The organism is Peribacillus sp. NPDC097675, assembly GCF_050277655.1.
Taxonomy (GTDB): domain Bacteria; phylum Bacillota; class Bacilli; order Bacillales; family DSM-1321; genus Peribacillus.
The window spans coordinates 231,254-250,006 of record NZ_JBNNSK010000005.1; the positions used below are offsets into that span (position 1 = coordinate 231,254).

Below are 18,753 nucleotides of genomic sequence, written 5' to 3' on the forward strand. Positions count from 1 at the left end.
ACTCACCCTACTTACATTGCATCATCGGAATCTTCATCTTCAAAATTATAATAACCGTCATAACTCGTTTCATCGATATTACCGTAATCATACATGTCTTCCGAAATGAGACCATATTTAATACCAAGCTCCATTAGATTTGTTCCAACCTCTTGTTGAATGGCATACATCTCATCAGGGGTGATGTTCACAATACTTAACCCCTCACCAGAATCAAGCTTTAAGTCTGGGAAATCCGCTTCATCTTTTAGCTTCGTCTTAAAATCCATGTTGACTGTAACACTGCCTGACTCTGAAGCATCTTCTAATCCGACTGTTGCCTCAAATTTCGAATGAGAATAATCATCCTTTACGTTTAGGTCGTTCATCTGATTAACCGTACCCTTCAGTGCAGATGGAAAATCCGAGAACTCCTCGCCGTCAAAAGCCAAATTAAATTTCCTGGTGATGTCCTGTTTCTCTCCAACTTCTCCATTGATATCGCTATCCATTGTGAACTTGATTTCTTCTGCCTCCCCAAACTCTTTAAACGTAAATCTAGCTTTGAGAGTTTCAGTCCGCTTCTCTTTTTTTACGGCCACATCATTTGTTACATTGAGCTTTATGGCTGTATCCTGATCACCATGAGGAGCTAAATCAATGCTGAATGCTTTGAACTTCTGATGGTTCCCATAGGGAATGTTTTTGCTTTTCATTACTATATTGACTTGCTCAGAGCTATCCCCGATTGACGTCGTTACTTTGCGGTCAATGATTTGCTCTTTCTTATCTATTAATATGGTCGAAGTGAACCCTTTAGCAAAGCTGATGTTCTTCAACTCACTCTTTGTGTCATTCAAGCCATCAACCAATTGTTGCTTCATATTTTTTGTATCTAGCATCTCTTCTTCTATTTGTTCGGCTACGGCAGCAGCACTTGCCACTTTTTGTGCACGTTTCACCAGCATGCTATGAAGCTCTTTATCTTTGATTAACTCATCCATAAAATCATTGGTTAATTTTTTTGTTTCCGAGGCTGATAGTTTAAGAGTGATCTCCCTTACCTTCAATGTCTCACCTTCGTGCTTATATTCCACACCTTTTTCCACCTTGAAATTTTCATTATCCAATCGGTCCATCAGGAAAATACCATAACGTTTTTGTAAATGTTCCTGTTCCTTATCCGACAATTTCAGATCCTGCCATTCAAGTTCAGATACTTCCAATGTTTCCGGTCCATCATATAACGGGTCCATCATCCGCATGAATTTCCCATATTCATTGAAGTTCAAGAAAAAGAACTTATCATAAAGCATAGGAACCTTTATTCCCGCTTGTTCCTTTGATTGGAACATTTCCATTTCCATCGCTTTTTCTTTATCGAAATTTAATGCCATTGTGTAATGGCCTTTGTTCTTTTTGGGATCTTGTTCCGTTTTGGCGGATATTGATGCCTGGCTCAATAATTCCTTCACCATCTCGAAGTCTGGATCACTTCCTAGTGAATCCATGTTAACATCCCCACTAAGTGTCATTTCTGAACTGGAAGGTTGCTGCATAGTTTTCTCTTGGAATTCCATTGAATCGCCGTACTGATCCATCCACTCATCTTTCGCGTGTTGGTACGTTTTATATTCTGAAAGTAGATATAATTCTTTCGGGGATTTATGAAGAATAATTGCTGTAGCAGCACTAGAAATAAGAATGATTGTTATAATGGCTGTAATGATCAACGTTCTTTTTTTAAATCGATTCTTGGAGGGCTCTGCCTCCGGTTGTTCTTGTCTCATTTCTGAAGCGGCTATTTCTTTTTCCGTGAGTTGTTCCTCTCCAGCTACTAACGCACCACATGATGGACAAACCTTTGATTCTGCATTCACCGGTCTACCACATGATTTACAATTTCTCATTATCTATTCCGCTCTCCCTTTTCTTGCTTTCGACTCCATATATTCCTAAATATTTAGTCCTTTATCATCATAAACAAGATATTTCTATAATTCTATGTTTTCGACAAAAGAAGACAAATCTTATAGGAATAACGGGTATGAGTACCTATTTATTTTTCATATCACCTTCTTTCAAAAATATCCTCGCAAGATTACGCTAGCTAGCCACATAACCTGCTACACTACCTCTTATACTTATGTAAATACTCCCTGACATTATCACTGCAAATCACATATATAAAGAATATTTTACCAGTTATATATCCATATTTTTACATAGTCAAACCTATTTCTTTGGGTCAGGTTCAATAACTATGTTGCTATGCATTCAGTGAAAAAAAACCATAAAAAAAACAGGAGTACATAACACTCCCATTTTTCCTCATTCAGATTATAAGCTGCTTTAATTTTTGGTTTCTTACTTCTTGTTCTTCTTCAGAAGATAAATCATACTTTTTTAAGAGGTGAAAGATTTCATTCAAGGTTTCTTGCTTCTGTTCTTCTTCAAGTAACCCCTTCAATGCTTCACCTATCGATTTTGGTAAAAACTCTTGTTGACTTTCAAGCTTCATCCTGACATCTTGCCGGGAATGGTTAAGATTACATGCTCCCATTTATCACTCACTCCTTACTGCTTTATTGTCCTATGATACCCAAGCATACTACCGTTTCACCTCATTAATCAAACGTTTGATTAAATTAGAGATCCCACTCTATCCTTTATTCCTTCAACAAAAAAGCCAACATTAGGCATGCTGACTTTAACGTCTTTGGAATTGCTAAACTTTTACTTCTTTTTAGTTATTCCTTTCCAAAACTCTTTGGCAATCACCTTGTATCCTGATTTACTCAGATGGATATCCTGCTTATTGGGGATATACTCTTTATATTTTTTATTAATTTGGGTTTCTGTCGATATGTAGGTATCCCCATTTTTATTTGCCACTGTTTTGATTTGTTCATTTAATCCTTTCAATAATGGTAGGAGCAATTCTTGTTGTTCTTTCGGATAATAAGGGAAGGGATTATAATAGCCCATCACATATACCTTGGCCTTAGGGTTCAATTTATCAATCGTGCTAAGAATGATTTGCATATTGGCACTGACCGTACCTATCGCGTCTGATGCATTGAAAGGGTCAGTTTTAATTTTACCAAGAAGATCATTTGCACCGATATCAATGGTGATATGGGTAGCTTCTTTAATTTCTTTGCGAACTTTACTGCTCTTAACTAAATCATTCTTCAATTTTTCGGAGGTATATCCCGGCACACCAAAATTATCAAAATCCGCTAGCTTATATTTATTCTTAACAAAGGTATCTGCGATATAATCGGCATATCCATAATCAATGATTCCATCAGGCGTTTGTCCTGCTGCCAATGAATCTCCTAAAGCAACATACTCCACCGTAGATTGTTTGGCAGTTGCACTCAATGGTGTGGCCACAAGAGCAACTGATAATAAAATACTTCCCGCTATCCCCTTATTATTCATTTTCGACTCCCCCTTTTCCTAACCGTTATTTGTCTCACTACACTAGTTCTTTTTTATATTGACGATACCTTCACGTTCAAATGGATAATTTTTTGACAAAAAGCTACAAAAAAAATGCCCGGTTTTCCGGACATCTCTCTGCTTCACTTTAAATTTTGAATGCAACGACCTTCTCTTTCAATTCCTCAGCCATTTTCGCAAGCGATGAGGCAGAGGCAGTGATTTCTTCCATAGAAGCTAGTTGTTCCTCTGAAGCTGACGCAATTTCCGCTGTACTTGTAACGGACCCCTCGGTAATGCGGGTTACTTCTTCTATTGCGGCGCTCACCTGATCTACGCTCGCAGCCATTTCTTCCGATACCGCCGACGCCTCTTGTATTTCGGAACTTACTGTTTCAATTGATTCGAGGATGAAATCGAATGTTTTCCCCGTCTCTTCGACCAGTTTCATTCCTTCTGTTACTTCTTCGGTTCCATGATTCATCGTCTTAACAACGTGTACCGTATCATCCTGGATATCCTGAATTAGGTCTGCAATCTGATTAGCTGACTGTCGGGATTGTTCAGCCAATTTCTTTACTTCATCAGCTACCACCGCGAACCCTTTACCATGTTCACCAGCTCTTGCCGATTCTATTGCAGCATTAAGGGCTAAAAGATTCGTCTGGTCGGTTATTCCAGTGATCACTTCAATGATCTTACCAATCTCATTGGAGCGATCATTCAGTTTTTTGACCATATCATTTGAATCATTTGTTGAAACTGCGATTGATTTCATTTGTTCAATAACTTTATTCAAATACTCACTGCCGATATTGGCATGTTTAGCAGCTTCCATAGCCGATTCAGTAACAGTAGACGTTGTTAAGGCCACTTTTTTTGTACCAACGGCCATTACCTTTACTCCATTCGAGCTCTCTTCTACGTAATTATTTTGAATTTCTGCCCCACTGGCCACTTCTTGAATGGCAGTAACTACTTGTGTGGTTGCAGAATTCGTTTGTTCCGCACTTGCCATAAGTTCCTCAGAGGAAGCAGCCACTTGTTCAGTTGCTACATTCACCGTGCCAATCAAACTTCGCAAATTACCTTTCATCTCATTAAAGGAACTTGCCAATTCTCCGATTTCATCTTTATTCGTCACTTGTATATCTTCAATCGTCAAATTTCCAGCAGCGATTTCTTTAGCTGCAGCAGAAACGAGCAAGACGGGTTTTGAAATAATCCGATTTATAATTAAAGCAATGGCAAACCCTGTAATCATTGCAACGACACTTATGATAAGAATTACCCTTTTCGTACCATTCACCTCATTGGATAATGCATCACTCTTTTCTAAAAGAGCCGTCTGTTGGTAATTGAGTGCCTCCTCACTAGCCTCATTCAACTTCACTGTAAGGGGGTCTCCTTGCTTATTCATTAAGTCAATGTACGCTTTTTCGTCATCCTGGTCCTTTAATGCAATAAGCTTTCCAGCAAGCGTTTCATATTCAGCTGCATAGCCATTTAGCTCATCAAAAATATCTTTTGCCTCAGCGTCCAGACTTAACTTACTATATTTATCCCTTGCTTGTTCGAACGAATCCTTCGATTCCTGAAATGCTGATAGGTATTTATCCGTGTCATTGACCAAATAACCTCGGAGGGCCACTTGCTCCTTTCGAATGGAGTCAACCATTTTTGTAGATAGAACGATTTTTTCGACACGATTCTCTATTACATTCGAATAACTGTCATCCACGCTATTGAACTGAAAAAAAGTAATGGCAGTAATGATAGCTAAAAGAGCCAATACTACGGAAAAACTCGTTAATAATTTTCTCTTCACGGTCATCTTCATCTATTCCCATCTCCCATTAATGTAAGTTTAACGCTTTTTCCTTCCTAAATAATTAAGTAGCTGATCTTGCTAGTTATATCGGTGACAACACACCAGATTTCAAGTTGGAAAATAAATCAAAAAGCCCTTATTCACCACTCTAAGTCAATGAGAAGAAAAAAATGGCAGGAATATTATAAATAATCTTTTAGCAATCTATAAAGGAAAGCAGACACAGGAGGAATTAACCATGACAGTAATCAGTGATGTAAAAACTACCTTAGCCGGGCTAAAAAGTGCCCAAGCTAGCTTCGAAACCTTCGCCCTTTCGACAGATAACGAACAAGCGAAGCAACTCTATCAGCAAGCAGCACAACAAACACAGGTAATTGTCGACAATATCACTCCACGCATCAATGAAATTGAACAAGAAGAACCACAATATAAACAATAGAAATGTAAAGAGGTTGGTTGAAACAACCAGCCTCTTTACATTTCTTGTTAAGGCTTGTAAGAAGTCTCATAGAAGATTTTCACAAATCGAGGTGATTTATCATGCTGACGGGGCATCGCACATGGGTTTTTGATCAAAAGCCAGTCATACTCTCCACCGGAACGGTCGGTGGTCCATTCGAAGCGAACGGAATGCTATCGGATGATTTTGATACTCTTCATTCCGACTTATGGTTAAATCAGGATTCCTATGAAAAAGCTCATAAAGTTCTTCTAGAAGAAGCAAATACAAAAGCGATTGAAAAGGCTGGCTTACAAAAAGAACAGATACAGTTTTTCCTTGGAGGTGACCTGATCAATCAAATAACACCGACAAGTTTTGCCTGTCGGACGCTTGGTACACCCTACCTTGGTTTATTTGGGGCATGCTCAACCTCAATGGAGGGACTTGCTCTTGGTGCTTACCTGATCAATACAAAGGGCGCGGATTATGTATTGACTGGCGCTTCTAGTCACAACGCCGCGGTTGAAAAGCAATTTCGTTACCCCACTGAATATGGCGGTCAAAAACCACCCACTGCACAATGGACCGTGACCGGTGCAGGGGTCGCTTTATTAAGCAGTACCGGTCACGGACCTCAGGTCACATCGGCAACGATTGGGCGCGTCATTGATATGGGTTTAACGGATCCATTCAACATGGGGGGAGCTATGGCTCCAGCTGCGGTTGATACAATCGAAACTCATTTAAAGGAACGGAATCTCGATCCTTCCTATTATGATTTAATCGTGACGGGGGATTTGGGGAAAATCGGGCAGCAGGTCTCGCTTGAGATATTCAAGAAAAACGGTACTCCTATCAAGGAGAACCAGTATGTTGATTGTGGACTACTGATTTATAGAGATGACCAGCCAGTATTGGCAGGAGCCAGCGGAGCCGGATGTTCGGCAACTGTCGTATATGGGCATCTATTAAATCGAATGAAAAAAGGAGAAATCAAAAGGATGCTTGTTGTCGCTACAGGTGCCTTATTATCTCCTCTATCCTTTCAACAAAATGAATCCATTCCTTGTATTGCCCATGCCGTTTCGATTGAATATGACGCTCAATAACATCCATTAAAAGTTTGGGCCCGGCAGTAAACTCATAGCAGTCGAACTTTTCACCAAAAGAATAAGGAGAGATTCAGGATGACTATAGCATCTGACGTTAAAAAATGTGCCGCCAGTCTTAAAGGATTGGAAGCTGGACTATCTAACCTAGCTCTCCGAACTCAGGATGATGAATCGAAGCGGATCTTACATGAAACGATGATGAAAGTGAGTGAAGTAACGAAAGATATTCAAGAGAGGGTCGGAGAGTTAGAAAGAGAAGAACCGCAATATAGGGGGTTCTGACAGGAGGTACTGAAGAATGCCTGATTGGTTACAGATCGTTTTACGATCCCTATTTTTTTTAGTTGTCCTTTTTTTAATTACCAAATGGTTAGGAAAAAAACAAATATCCCAGCTTTCCTTTTTTGAATATGTCACCGGTATAACAATCGGAAATGTCGGGGCAGAATTAGCCACAAAGGTAGAAGGGAACATAGTGCATGGCGTCCTCTCCATTCTCGTTTTCGCATTGGCTCCCTTTTTAGCTGGATTGATTTCGATGAAAAGTAAGATTTTCCGTGACTTGGTGGAAGGAAAGGCAACGGTATTCATTAAAGACGGAAAAATCATGGAAGACAATTTAAAGAAAGAAAAGTATACAACCGATGAATTACTATGGTTACTCAGAAGCAAGGATGTCTTTGATTTGTCTACAGTCGAGTTTGCCTTATTAGAGGCAAACGGCGATTTTTCCGTATTACTCAAGAAAGAAAATCAACCGCTCACACCAAAGGATTTAAATATGCCAATGCCTTCCGTCAAGGAAGCACAGATGGTGATCATGGATGGGAAAATCTTAGATGAACCACTCGCCACCATTGGGCTGAATCGGTACTGGTTAAAAACCGAACTAGAAAAACTAGGGATACTTCTTGAAAATGTCTTTCTGGGCCAAGCGAATTCAAACGGGGAGTTATCGGTTGACTTATACGACGATAAACTCAAGGTCCCTTCTCCACAAGAGAAACCCTTATTGCTCGCGACTTTAAAAAAGTGCCAAGCAGACTTGGAGCTTTTTGCTCTCTCTACCGATTCGCCGGAATCCAAAGAAATGTATAGTAAAAATAGCAAGAAGCTCCAACAAGCCATTGATGAAGTAGCTTTCATATTGAGAAATTAATATACTGTTCATCTTCGAATTTCCATAAAGGACGTTATGATACCAATGATGATGATTGTCAGACATGAAAACAGAAAGATTTCTATGCCTAAGATAAATAAGCCCGCTAAGATGATGGCTGTATCGATGATGATAATGATTAAAGCAATATCCATGGTGGAGGATTTAGAAATGATTTTCGCCAATAAATCCGTTCCTCCACTACTTGTTTCATATCTTAGCATGAGTCCTATCCCCACTCCTATAATCACTCCACCAATCAATGAACTTGTCAAAATAGAAAACGCAAATTCTCTTTTTAATGGACTTAACCAATCCATGAAAAGGGAGGTCAAAAGTAACCCATGGATGCTGCTATAGAAAAGGGGCCGCTCATAACACCAAGCATATATAAATAAAGGTATGCTAAGAACAATCATGCAAAGTCCTGTCTGGAAATCAAAGAAATAATGAAGGACGAGTGCGATTCCGATAATCCCACCATCTATTAAGTGATAGGGCACCAAGAACCCATTGATCCCAACGCCAATCAAAAAGCTCCCAACAATTACTGCCATTACTTTTTGGAAATTTATAGAATCACCTTGCTCCCTATTCGATATTCCTTAATATATGTCCAAATCCTTGGGACAAGAATATAAGTGAAAAAAAATAATGAAAAACAAAAAAGCGGGACCCTTATTGGATCCCGCTTCCTTTATTTTCATAGAAATATCGTTCACACTTATTTCAATTCTAATAATACAACATTCTCAACATGTGTAGTCATAGGGAACATATCTACTGGTTGGATTTTCATAGCTTGATATCCGCCTTCTTCCAAAATATGAAGGTCACGGGCTAACGTTCCTGGGTTACAAGATACATAAACCACTTTCTTCGGTTTCATCTCAATGATCGTATTTAGAAGAGATTCTTCACAGCCCTTGCGTGGTGGATCCATAACGATCACGTCAGCAGTATTACCTTTTTGGTAGTATTCAGCAATCACGTTTCCTGCATCACCTACAACGAATTCCGCATTCGTAATTTCATTCAGTTCAGCATTTCGGCGTGCATCTTCTATGGCTTCTTCTACAACTTCTACACCAATGACTTTCTTCGCTTTTTGTGCCAAGAATAAGGAAATGGTACCAATGCCGCAATATGCATCGATCACCGTTTCTTCGCCTGTTAAGCCGGCATACTCAAGTGCCTTGTCATAAAGGACCTTTGTTTGATCTGGGTTGATTTGGTAGAAGGATTTGGCAGAAATCGCAAATTTAACGTCACCAATCGTATCATAAATCACTTCGTTGCCCCAAAGCAAAGTCATCTTGTCTCCCAAGATTACATTCGTTTTCTTCGTATTCACGTTTTGAACGATCGATTTGACTTGTGGAAGGCGATCGGTGATTTCCTTCACGATGGTTTCGATGAATGGAATGCTGCTAGTCCGCGTAACAAGCACAATCATTAACTCGCCTGTTTGCTTACCATAACGAGCCATGATGTGACGCAATACTCCTTTATGGGTTTCCTCATTGTATGCAGGGATACCCAGGTGACTGAAGACTTCCTTCACAACTTGAACGGCTTCGCTTATTACTTCATTCTGAATGATGCTTTCTTTCGTCTCGACGATTTCATGTGTGCGTGGTTTAAAGAATCCTGCAATCATCTTGCCATCTTTTTCCCCTACAGGCACTTGGGCCTTATTACGGTAATGAGTCGGATCATCCATACCAATAACCGGGTAAACCGCCACATCTTCAAGTTTCCCAATGCGAGTCATCACGTCACGCACTTGCTTTTCTTTGAACTCCAATTGGCCTTCATAGCTCATATGTTGGAGCTGGCAGCCACCATATTTATTATAGTCTTCTGTAGTAATCTCCACGCGATATGGACTATTTTCGATAATTTCCATCAAACGTCCGAACCCATACCCCTTATTAGCTTTCAAGACTTTAATTTTCGCTTTTTCACCAGGAAGAGCATTCTGAACGAAGATCGGATAGCCATCTACCTTGGCTACGCCAGCACCTTCATGGGTTAAATCTTCGAATAAAACCTCTATAATATCATTCTTATTAACAGGTGTTGTTGTTTTTTTCATATCATCTTCTCTTTTCTTTTTTAAGCTAACCTGTATTTTACCACAAACATAGCGTTGCCACAAAATGACTCACCAATTCATGTCTTTTCTCATAAAATATAGAAAGAGGAATTCTTAATATTTTCATCATTTCTATGCATAAAAAGACACTATATAAAGAAAAATAAGGAAAAGTAAACGAGGTGAGGAAATGGGTTTGTTTAACTCCATATCAGACTGGAATGCAAACAGGTTGGAAAAGCATCGTGCAAGCATGGAAGAAAAAGGCCTTTGTCCGGATTGTTACGGGCGAGGATACAGTTCTTTCGTACCAACGGAATATCACTTTTCGGATATTCATGACTGTCCCGGCTGCAATGGGTCTGGCTCTTATGCCGACTGGGCTGCTATGAATGGACAACAAACATAGATCACCATTTGGTGCTAGTACAATATAAAAACCTCAGCTTACACTGAGGTTTTTTTCAATTCCTTTACCATATAGGCAAATTCTCCACCACTAACTGTTATCATTTTGGTCTTTTTGTAGCCCAACCGTACATAAAGACGACCTGCATCAGGATTAACGTCTTCAACGATTAAAGATATCCTATGATACCCTCTTTCCATCGCTAGGTCTTCCATATGATGAATGAGTGAAGTCCCAATCCCCTTGCCCCTATACTGTGAATCCACACATATTGTGTCCAGATAGAAGTCTTCTATTTCCGCTTCCTTGTCGATCTTAATGCTTGAGTCTTTCATTTTCCTTCTTAACCGCTCTGCAATTGGTTCATCCAAGGCCTCTGCATCTTTTCCATGATAGGCAATGATCAATCCAGCCATTTGTCCATCATGCTCACAGACCATCGTATTTTCAAAGCTCATTCTGTTTCCACTGCTTCTGAAAAGATCGCCTAGAGCGGCTAGAATTCTATCTTCTTTCGTTTCACCGGTTAGAGCTTCGGCAATTTCCTTGATGGCAAGCCTTATTAATATTGCGGCCTTTTCTGCATCTTCTACTGTTGCTTTTCTGATATTCACGTTTCTCAATCTCCCTACTAGAATAAAATGAAAAGGCCACTCGATGTGAAGTGACCTTTGGCGATTATTTATTATCCGGATCATCCGCCAAAATTCCTTGTGGGATGAACACATTGAAATGACGATATTGATTTACGAATTCAGCTGGCGCCATACCACCGAATTCTCCATCTAAATTAAGCATCATTTCTTTTTTTGCTGTAATTTTAATCCTATTGGCTTTTACATAGATGACATTTTTATCGTGGATATGTTCGCCTCGCATCGCCAATGTTGCAATTCGAACGATATCAGCGAGATTCGCTTTTTTCAATATTAACAGCGTGAACATCCCATCATTGAGCGATGCGTCAGGTGCCAATTTTTCAAACCCACCTACAGAATTCGTGTTCGCTACCAAAAACAGCATGATTTCGCCTTCAAAAAGCTTTCCATCATATTCTATCGCTACTTCAGTTGGTTTGATAGAAGGCAGCATTTCGATTCCTTTGATATAGTAAGCCAGCTGTCCAAGCATCGTTTTGAGCTTAATTGGTACATCATAAGTTAATTCGGTCAATCGTCCTCCGCCTGCAATATTGATGAAATACTTCTCGTTCATCTTTCCAATATCGATTGGCATCGTATGCCCATTAGCAATGATATCAGCTGCTCCCTCAATGGATTTCGGCAAATGCAACGCCCGTGCGAAATCATTCGTCGTGCCTGTCGGAATAATTCCCAATTTCGGACGTTTTTCAGCATCGGCAAGCCCGTTGACGACCTCATAGATTGTTCCATCTCCACCAGCTGCAATAACGATATCATAACCGCGTTCGATGGCGATTTTGGCTGCGTTCGTTGCATCACCAGCACCGGTTGTTGCATGTGCAGAAGCCTCGTATCCAGCTGCTTCAAGCTTTGCAAGCACCGCTGGTAAACTCTTCTTAATGGCTTCCCGGCCTGACGTCGGGTTATAAATTAACCTTGCTCTTTTCATTTCCCATCATCCTTATACGTATTGATTCCATAAGTAACATATTAATCCTTCATTACATGAAAAGCAATTTCTCGCAAAAAAGAGGACCGTCATTTCGGTCCAACCCTTCATATTCCTATCAGCTATCATATCAGAGAAATTATATAGCTTTTCATGAATTTATTCTAGTATCTAGTCTTATTTAATGATAGCGAACATTCACGTTATAAGAATTGGAAATCGTCAAGGTGTGACTTCCTTTGCCAGATATCAACGTACCATTTTTTTTGTCGCTATCTTCTTCATTTTCCGTCTTCACGCTGACAGATTTCCAGCTATCTTTTGGCCCCTTCAGCTCCTCGACTCCAAATGCATGTATCGAAATATCACTTTTTTCCTGTAGATATACACTAAGAGAACCTGCATCATCTACATTCCAATCGTTAACTAGCTCTCTCGGCTTTAAAGTGAGGTCCGTGTCTTTTCCCTCGACTTCCAAAGCCAGGTTGGTAGGTATGATGAGCGTTGCTTTAAGGTCCATCCTATCTCTATCCAGCAATCCATCTTGAACGGGGAGATTCTTCAATCGAATATAAAGCGTGTCCCCTTTTCTTTCCACCATTAAATAGTCTTCTGCCTTTTTTAATAGTGAATCATCGTTTTCCATAACACGTTCATCATATGTGCCAAAAACGGATACTTCCTCGTTGTTTCCACCCTCAACCGTTAAGGGGTAATATCCGGGATCCAAAACGACCCTCTGGATTTCTTTCCCGGCTTTTTGATTGAATCCGGGCAAATCTAAGGTTCTTTCCTCGCTGTTTATGGTTACCTTAACCTGCTCCATTATTCCACTCGATGTGAGCAGTAGTAAAACAATCCCCACCATCCCAAGCAGGCCTACAAAAATGATGCTTAGAAAATCATATTTCACAAAAGTACTCTCGTTCCTCGAAAAGTAGATATAAAAGAGAATTTCCCCTCCTAAAATGATGAAAAGAATCGGCCACCATGATAAAAGAATCGTCGTCAGACTCATGTCTGAAATCTGGGAACCCAGCAATAGGGCACCTAGACCGATTAGGGTAACTCCCATTGAGATAGTCCCGACTCTCCAAGTTCTCATTTTGTCTCCTCCCTTACTTTCTCTTTTTTACTTCCGGATAGCAATTTGATTCCTCCACCTATCAGAAGGATACATACAAGCCCTTTTTGAAAATAATCCCTAAACCAATACTCCAGGTCATACCCAATCCATCGCTGTATATAAGGAGTTGTTGCCGGCACCACGATATTGCTTGCGAAGAAATAAATCCCGATGGCCAACAACCCAAAGCCAAACCATTTCTGTTGATGTGCAATGCCTGTAATGATAGGCGTATCTTCCATTGGTCCTTCATCCATTTTCGACGCTTTTTGCAAGCCATCAAAAAAGCTATAAAACCAGATGATGGGAATGAGAAAGAAGAAAAAACCTAATCGAAGTAAATCTAGGATATAGATGGCGAACAAGAATCCCGCCATTAATTGTATTCCACGTTTTTGCATTCCTAGATATAAATGCCCTGCACCAGGAAATACAGATAATAACGTTGCAACCGATTTGCTCTTCCTTCCCGATTCGCGCCTCTCCTCAAAATCTTCTAGAACCGAACGATCAATCATTTCGAGCCCTTTTTGCTTTTTATTTAGTTGTTGGATGCTATCAAAGAAACTGTACACCCAAATCACCGGTAATAGGGCCATGAATATCAACAGGCCATCTATATGGGTCATGACCGTTATGAAAAACACCATGACTCCAAGGCCAAGAAATCCAACTAAAAATGTAAGCCCGCGGTTCATGAGTCCAAGCTGAAAATGCCCGAGTCCTGGTACGAATGATAAGACGATCACATAGAATCGCTCTGCCTCAGGCTGGACTATACTACTGCCATCTGAACTCATTTTACCGTTTGCCCCTCTTAAAGAGGTGACCACCAAGTCAAAAATGCTGATGAGGTAAACAAAGACTCCTAGAATAGAGAAAGAAAGGAACACGTCTTCTTGACTTACCACAGCAAGGAGGACTCCAATAGCTCCTAATCCAACCGTAGTCAGAAAATAAAATAACCCTTTGAAAATCTTACCCAAATAGAAATGGCCGGCTCCTGGTATAAACGATAGTAAAAAGGCTAATACCGGACTTTTATTCATATTTAAACCCCTCCTTATTTTTCTTTTCGATATCATCCATCCAGTTAAATGTTTTATCTATAAGTCCTTCGGTTATAGGTGCCTTTTCCTTTAAAGAAGCCGACTCCACATTATCGACGTATTTAGCCAATGATTGGAAGGCTCCACTCGCCATCAGTAAAATGGTAAAACCGGCGGCAATCAAATAATGTTTTGTAATGGTACGCATTGATTTCGTTTTCTTTGGCCTTTCTTCCAAGGCCGGTCCGGCATTTATTTGAGCAATCGAACGCATCACGGAATCTGCGATATCCAATGCTTCGGTTGGTTGAATAAACTCTTTTCTTTCCATCGCTTCCATGTAAACCGTCAAACAATCGTCACAGGAGTACAGATGATCTTCATATTCTATTTTTATGGCATCGGGAACCTCATCCGCTATGTATGCGGTCCACTCTGCTAAAGAAACGTGTTTCATGAAAAATCCTCCTCTTTCCAATGTTTTTTCATCCAATTTCTTGCCCGGTACAGCTTTACCTCGACCGATTTCACTTGTATCTGCTGTTCCTCGGCAATTTGTTGATGGGTTTTTTCGTTTATGTAATAGTCATGCACCACTTCACGATATCCCGCTGGCAGATCATCAAGTTTTTGCAAGACCAATTTCCTTCTTTCGTTCCTGAAGAATAAGGCCTCGACATCATCGGATAGCCCTAGATGTGACTCTGTTGGCTGATCCTCGTGCGACTCTTCCTTTTTCCGGTCTCTTTTCCGCTTCAAGTCTATCGCATGATTGACTGCTATACGCGTCATCCACGTTTTGAATCCTTGATTTTTATATTGAGGAAGAGAAGTGTAGATTTTGATGAAGACTTCCTGTGTGGCATCCTCTGCATCCCTTTGATGGCGCAAAACGGAAAAGACCGTCCTGAAAACCGTTTCTTTATGCGTTTCAATCAAAATACGGAAGGCATGCTCATTCCCAGCTCTTACCCTATCCACTAACTCATCTGTCACTTCTCTCCCCCCTTTCATTTATGCTCTCATGTAATAGACGAGGCAAAAAGGAGTTACCCCTACAGATAACTCCTAAAAAAATTTAATGCCCACCAATACCTGTCGATAACCATGAGAAAACCGTACCACGAAGTGATACGGCCATCTATTAGCGTTTATTGATTTCTTCAATCAAGATCTTATTAACAAGTTGTGGATTGGCTTGTCCTTTAGTCGCTTTCATGATTTGTCCGACAAGGAATCCGATTGCTTTCTGCTTACCGGCTTTAAAGTCTTCAATAGACTGCGGGTTATTATTCAAGGCTTCCTCAACGGCTGTCTTTAACGCACCTTCGTCGGAAATTTGGACAAGTCCTTTTTCCTTAACGATTGTTTCTGCGTCACCGCCATTTTCAATCAGCTCTTTGAAAACTTTTTTCGCAATTTTGGAAGAAATCGTACCATCTTTGATAAGTTTGATCATGCCTGCCAATGATTCAGCAGTCAATGCCACATCATGAAGCTCTTTGCCTTCAGCATTTAAAAAGGCAGAAACCTCACCCATGATCCAGTTCGATGCTAATTTTGCATCTGCGCCTGCTGCAACCGTGGATTCAAAGAAATCAGCCATTTCTTTTGTTACGGTTAACACTGCTGCATCATACTCAGGTAAGCCAAACTCTTCTGCATACCGTTTTTTCCGTGCATCTGGTAGCTCAGGTATTTCTGCGGCAATGCGCGCTTTCCATTCTTCATCAATATGGATCGTCAATAAATCCGGTTCCGGGAAGTAACGGTAATCGTCAGAACCCTCTTTGACACGCATTAGAATCGTTCTACCAGTAGCCTCATCGAAACGGCGTGTTTCTTGTTCGATAACGCCGCCTTCATTCAATATTTCTGCTTGGCGGATTTCTTCATGCTCAAGCCCTTTACGAACGAAGTTGAACGAGTTCAAGTTTTTCAGTTCCGTTTTCGTACCGAATTCCTTTTGGCCGACCGGTTTCAAGGAGATATTGGCATCACAACGAAGCGAGCCTTCTTCCATTTTACAATCGGAGACGCCCGTATATTGAATGATGGATTTCAATTTCTCAAGATATGCATAGGCTTCTTCAGGAGACGTGATATCCGGTTCGGATACGATCTCAACAAGTGGCGTACCTTGACGGTTGTAGTCACATAGTGAATAGTTCCCTTTATGTGTCAGCTTACCGGCATCTTCTTCCATATGGATACGGGTAATGCCGATTTTCTTTTTCTTTCCGCCGACTTCGATTTCAATCCAGCCATGTTCCCCGATTGGCTGATCAAATTGTGAAATTTGATAGGCTTTCGGATTATCCGGATAAAAATAGTTTTTACGGTCGAATTTCGTAATCTCTGCTATTTCACAATTCAGAGCAATCGCTGCCTTCATTGCAAAATCAACAGCCTTTTTATTGACGACTGGCAGCACCCCAGGATAACCAAGATCGATTACAGTCGTATTGCTATTTGGAGAGGCACCGAAATGATTCGGGCTGCTCGAGAAAATTTTTGAATCCGTTTTTAATTCTACGTGTACTTCTAGACCAATTACCGTTTCAAAGTCCATTTATTTCACCCCTTACAGCTTAGGAAATTGTTTATGAAAATCAGTTGCTTGCTCAAAAGCGTGAGCTGCGCGATAAATCGTGCTTTCATCAAAATGCTTTCCGATCATTTGCAGACCTAGTGGAAGCCCGTTGGCTGCGAAGCCACATGGTACCGAAATACCCGGTACACCCGCAAGATTGACTGGAATCGTCAAGATATCATTGGCATACATCGTTAACGGATCGTCCACTTTTTCACCGATTTTGAATGCCGGTGTAGGTGTCGTTGGTCCAACGATGACATCGTACTTTTCGAACACATCTTCAAAGTCTTTTTTGATTAATGTACGTACTTTTTGAGCTTTCTTATAATAAGCATCATAATAACCCGAGCTCAAGGAGAATGTTCCGAGCATGATACGGCGCTTTACTTCATCACCGAAACCTTCAGCACGAGACTGTTTGTACATCTCGATTAGCGTTTCGGCATTATCCGTACGATGACCATAACGGACTCCATCAAAACGAGAAAGGTTGGCAGACGCTTCCGATGAAGATAGCAAGTAGTAGGCTGCTAGAGCATATTTAGAATGCGGCAATGAAACCTCTTCCCATTCTGCTCCAAGTCCTTCTAACACTTTTAAGGCTTCAAGCACGGAATTACGCGCTTCTTCTCCGACACCTTCACCAAGATATTCTTTAGGCACAGCAATTTTCAGGCCTCTAACATCGCCTGTTAATGAATTCACAAAACTCGGCACGTCCACATTAGCGGATGTAGAATCCATTGGGTCGACACCTGAAATGGCTTCAAGTAAATAGGCATTATCTTCAACAGTACGAGTAATAGGACCAATTTGATCTAATGAGGAAGCAAATGCCACAAGTCCGAAACGGGATACCCGTCCATATGTAGGTTTTAATCCGACTACCCCGCAGTAAGCTGCCGGTTGGCGAATAGAACCGCCTGTATCTGAACCTAATGAGAATAATACTTCACCAGATGCGACAGATGCAGCTGAACCGCCTGAAGAGCCACCTGGCACATAATCTGTATTCCACGGATTGCGTGTCGCCTTGTAGGCAGAGTTCTCGTTTGAAGAACCCATCGCAAATTCATCCATATTCAACTTACCGATTGTTACCGTTTCAGCACTTTGTAACTTTTGAACGGCAGTTGCATCATAAATCGGATCGAAATTCTCCAGAATTTTGCTTGCACAAGTTGTCCGTAAATTTTTTGTGACAATATTATCTTTCACACCAATTGGCATACCGAACAAGACGCCTTGATTTTCGCCTTTGCCTAATTGATCATCCATTTTTTTTGCTTGGTTGCGGGCATTCTCTTCATCTAATGTCAAAAACGCCTGTACCTTGTCTTCTACCTGCCCGATTCGTTCATACGATTCGTTAACAAGATCAGTAACACTGATTTCTTTATTATGTAAACGTTCATGCAGTTCGGAAACCTTTTGTTCGAACAACGACATCATTGTCCCTCCTTATTCCATAATAGATGGTACACGGATATATCCATCTTTGCTATCTGGTGCATTTTTGACTACCTCTTCAACCGGCAGTCCTGGTTTCGAAACATCTTCACGCATTACATTTTTCATATCCAAAACGTGAGAAGTCGGTTTTACTTCGTCTGTATCTAGTTCATTCAGTTGCTCTGCAAATGAAATCATTTGATCAAGCTGTTGTTGGAATTTCTCTGCTTCTTCTTCCGTAATTGCCAAACGTGCCAAATGGGCAACGTGCTTAACTTGGTCCATAGAAATACGTGACATTCTCTTCACCTCCAAAATATACAAAGCCACTGAATCTAGTCGCTTTTATCCAGAAAATCATCGTTTAAATCATATCAAACTATTACACAGTAAAGCAACAAGAGTTGTCATGTCGAATTTTAAATTTTTTAGTGGAAAAAGGAGTATTTTCCGGGAA

The 18,753-nt window shown here is 40.5% G+C and carries 20 protein-coding genes; 5 read left to right on the forward strand and 15 right to left on the reverse strand.

The annotated features are described in order from the left end of the window. Nucleotides 1–11: 11 nt before the first annotated feature. The 4 genes from ACQKL5_RS09960 to ACQKL5_RS09975 form a co-directional block, all read right to left on the reverse strand. On the reverse strand, nt 12–1,859 hold the full coding sequence (locus ACQKL5_RS09960) for a hypothetical protein (protein ID WP_427608405.1): 1,848 nt from the start codon (nt 1,857–1,859) through the stop codon (nt 12–14). 455 nt (nt 1,860–2,314) lie between these two features. Further along, nucleotides 2,315–2,542, reverse strand: a complete 228-nt coding sequence (locus tag ACQKL5_RS09965; RefSeq protein ID WP_427608407.1) for a hypothetical protein — start codon at nt 2,540–2,542, stop codon at nt 2,315–2,317. A 173-nt stretch (nt 2,543–2,715) separates the two neighbouring features. Further along, nucleotides 2,716–3,426: a GDSL-type esterase/lipase family protein gene (locus ACQKL5_RS09970; RefSeq protein WP_427608409.1), complete on the reverse strand. Its 711-nt coding sequence runs from the start codon at nt 3,424–3,426 to the stop codon at nt 2,716–2,718. 148 nt (nt 3,427–3,574) lie between these two features. Then, nucleotides 3,575–5,266, reverse strand: coding sequence for a methyl-accepting chemotaxis protein (locus tag ACQKL5_RS09975; RefSeq protein WP_427608411.1), 1,692 nt, complete (start codon nt 5,264–5,266; stop codon nt 3,575–3,577). A gap of 229 nt (nt 5,267–5,495) precedes the next feature. Between ACQKL5_RS09975 and ACQKL5_RS09980 the strand changes: the two genes are divergently transcribed. The 4 genes from ACQKL5_RS09980 to ACQKL5_RS09995 all read left to right on the forward strand — a co-directional run bounded on the left by ACQKL5_RS09980 (nt 5,496) and on the right by ACQKL5_RS09995 (nt 7,973). After that, the gene (locus ACQKL5_RS09980; RefSeq protein ID WP_427608413.1) at nt 5,496–5,699 is read left to right on the forward strand and encodes a DUF1657 domain-containing protein; all 204 of its coding nucleotides are present in this window, start codon (nt 5,496–5,498) and stop codon (nt 5,697–5,699) included. A gap of 101 nt (nt 5,700–5,800) precedes the next feature. Then, nucleotides 5,801–6,811: a stage V sporulation protein AD gene (gene spoVAD / locus ACQKL5_RS09985; protein WP_427608415.1), complete on the forward strand. Its 1,011-nt coding sequence runs from the start codon at nt 5,801–5,803 to the stop codon at nt 6,809–6,811. A gap of 78 nt (nt 6,812–6,889) precedes the next feature. After that, nucleotides 6,890–7,096, forward strand: a complete 207-nt coding sequence (locus tag ACQKL5_RS09990) for a DUF1657 domain-containing protein (RefSeq protein WP_427608417.1) — start codon at nt 6,890–6,892, stop codon at nt 7,094–7,096. 16 nt (nt 7,097–7,112) lie between these two features. Further along, entirely contained in the window at nt 7,113–7,973 is an 861-nt protein-coding gene (locus tag ACQKL5_RS09995; protein ID WP_427608418.1) for a DUF421 domain-containing protein, read from the forward strand. A gap of 8 nt (nt 7,974–7,981) precedes the next feature. Here the strand turns inward: ACQKL5_RS09995 and ACQKL5_RS10000 are convergent, their stop codons facing one another. Both ACQKL5_RS10000 and rlmD read right to left on the reverse strand, forming a co-directional pair. Next, nucleotides 7,982–8,530, reverse strand: coding sequence for a YitT family protein (locus tag ACQKL5_RS10000; RefSeq protein WP_427608419.1), 549 nt, complete (start codon nt 8,528–8,530; stop codon nt 7,982–7,984). A gap of 167 nt (nt 8,531–8,697) precedes the next feature. Next, complete coding sequence (gene rlmD / locus ACQKL5_RS10005) at nt 8,698–10,071, reverse strand: 23S rRNA (uracil(1939)-C(5))-methyltransferase RlmD (protein ID WP_427608421.1); 1,374 nt, start codon at nt 10,069–10,071, stop codon at nt 8,698–8,700. Between the two features lie 221 nt (nt 10,072–10,292). Between rlmD and ACQKL5_RS10010 the strand changes: the two genes are divergently transcribed. Then, complete coding sequence (locus ACQKL5_RS10010; RefSeq protein ID WP_427608423.1) at nt 10,293–10,463, forward strand: hypothetical protein; 171 nt, start codon at nt 10,293–10,295, stop codon at nt 10,461–10,463. 55 nt (nt 10,464–10,518) lie between these two features. Here the strand turns inward: ACQKL5_RS10010 and ACQKL5_RS10015 are convergent, their stop codons facing one another. The 9 genes from ACQKL5_RS10015 to gatC form a co-directional block, all read right to left on the reverse strand. Next, on the reverse strand, nt 10,519–11,094 hold the full coding sequence (locus ACQKL5_RS10015) for a GNAT family N-acetyltransferase (RefSeq protein WP_427608424.1): 576 nt from the start codon (nt 11,092–11,094) through the stop codon (nt 10,519–10,521). Between the two features lie 64 nt (nt 11,095–11,158). Next, on the reverse strand, nt 11,159–12,073 hold the full coding sequence (locus ACQKL5_RS10020; RefSeq protein ID WP_427608426.1) for a diacylglycerol kinase: 915 nt from the start codon (nt 12,071–12,073) through the stop codon (nt 11,159–11,161). 181 nt (nt 12,074–12,254) lie between these two features. After that, the gene (locus tag ACQKL5_RS10025; protein ID WP_427608428.1) at nt 12,255–13,178 is read right to left on the reverse strand and encodes a hypothetical protein; all 924 of its coding nucleotides are present in this window, start codon (nt 13,176–13,178) and stop codon (nt 12,255–12,257) included. Beyond that, entirely contained in the window at nt 13,175–14,248 is a 1,074-nt protein-coding gene (locus ACQKL5_RS10030; RefSeq protein WP_427608429.1) for an NINE protein, read from the reverse strand. Before ACQKL5_RS10030 ends, ACQKL5_RS10025 begins: the two co-directional genes overlap by 4 nt. Further along, on the reverse strand, nt 14,241–14,705 hold the full coding sequence (locus ACQKL5_RS10035; protein WP_427608431.1) for a hypothetical protein: 465 nt from the start codon (nt 14,703–14,705) through the stop codon (nt 14,241–14,243). The genes ACQKL5_RS10030 and ACQKL5_RS10035 overlap by 8 nt, the downstream gene beginning before the upstream one ends. Next, nucleotides 14,702–15,244 carry a sigma-70 family RNA polymerase sigma factor gene (locus ACQKL5_RS10040; protein WP_427608433.1) on the reverse strand — a complete coding sequence of 181 codons (543 nt, stop codon included), beginning with the start codon at nt 15,242–15,244 and terminating at the stop codon, nt 14,702–14,704. Before ACQKL5_RS10040 ends, ACQKL5_RS10035 begins: the two co-directional genes overlap by 4 nt. A 148-nt stretch (nt 15,245–15,392) precedes the next feature. After that, on the reverse strand, nt 15,393–16,820 hold the full coding sequence (gene gatB / locus ACQKL5_RS10045; RefSeq protein ID WP_427608435.1) for an Asp-tRNA(Asn)/Glu-tRNA(Gln) amidotransferase subunit GatB: 1,428 nt from the start codon (nt 16,818–16,820) through the stop codon (nt 15,393–15,395). A 12-nt stretch (nt 16,821–16,832) separates the two neighbouring features. Beyond that, on the reverse strand, nt 16,833–18,293 hold the full coding sequence (gene gatA, locus ACQKL5_RS10050; protein WP_427608436.1) for an Asp-tRNA(Asn)/Glu-tRNA(Gln) amidotransferase subunit GatA: 1,461 nt from the start codon (nt 18,291–18,293) through the stop codon (nt 16,833–16,835). 12 nt (nt 18,294–18,305) lie between these two features. Continuing rightward, entirely contained in the window at nt 18,306–18,596 is a 291-nt protein-coding gene (gatC, locus tag ACQKL5_RS10055; RefSeq protein WP_427608438.1) for an Asp-tRNA(Asn)/Glu-tRNA(Gln) amidotransferase subunit GatC, read from the reverse strand. Nucleotides 18,597–18,753: the final 157 nt, after the last annotated feature.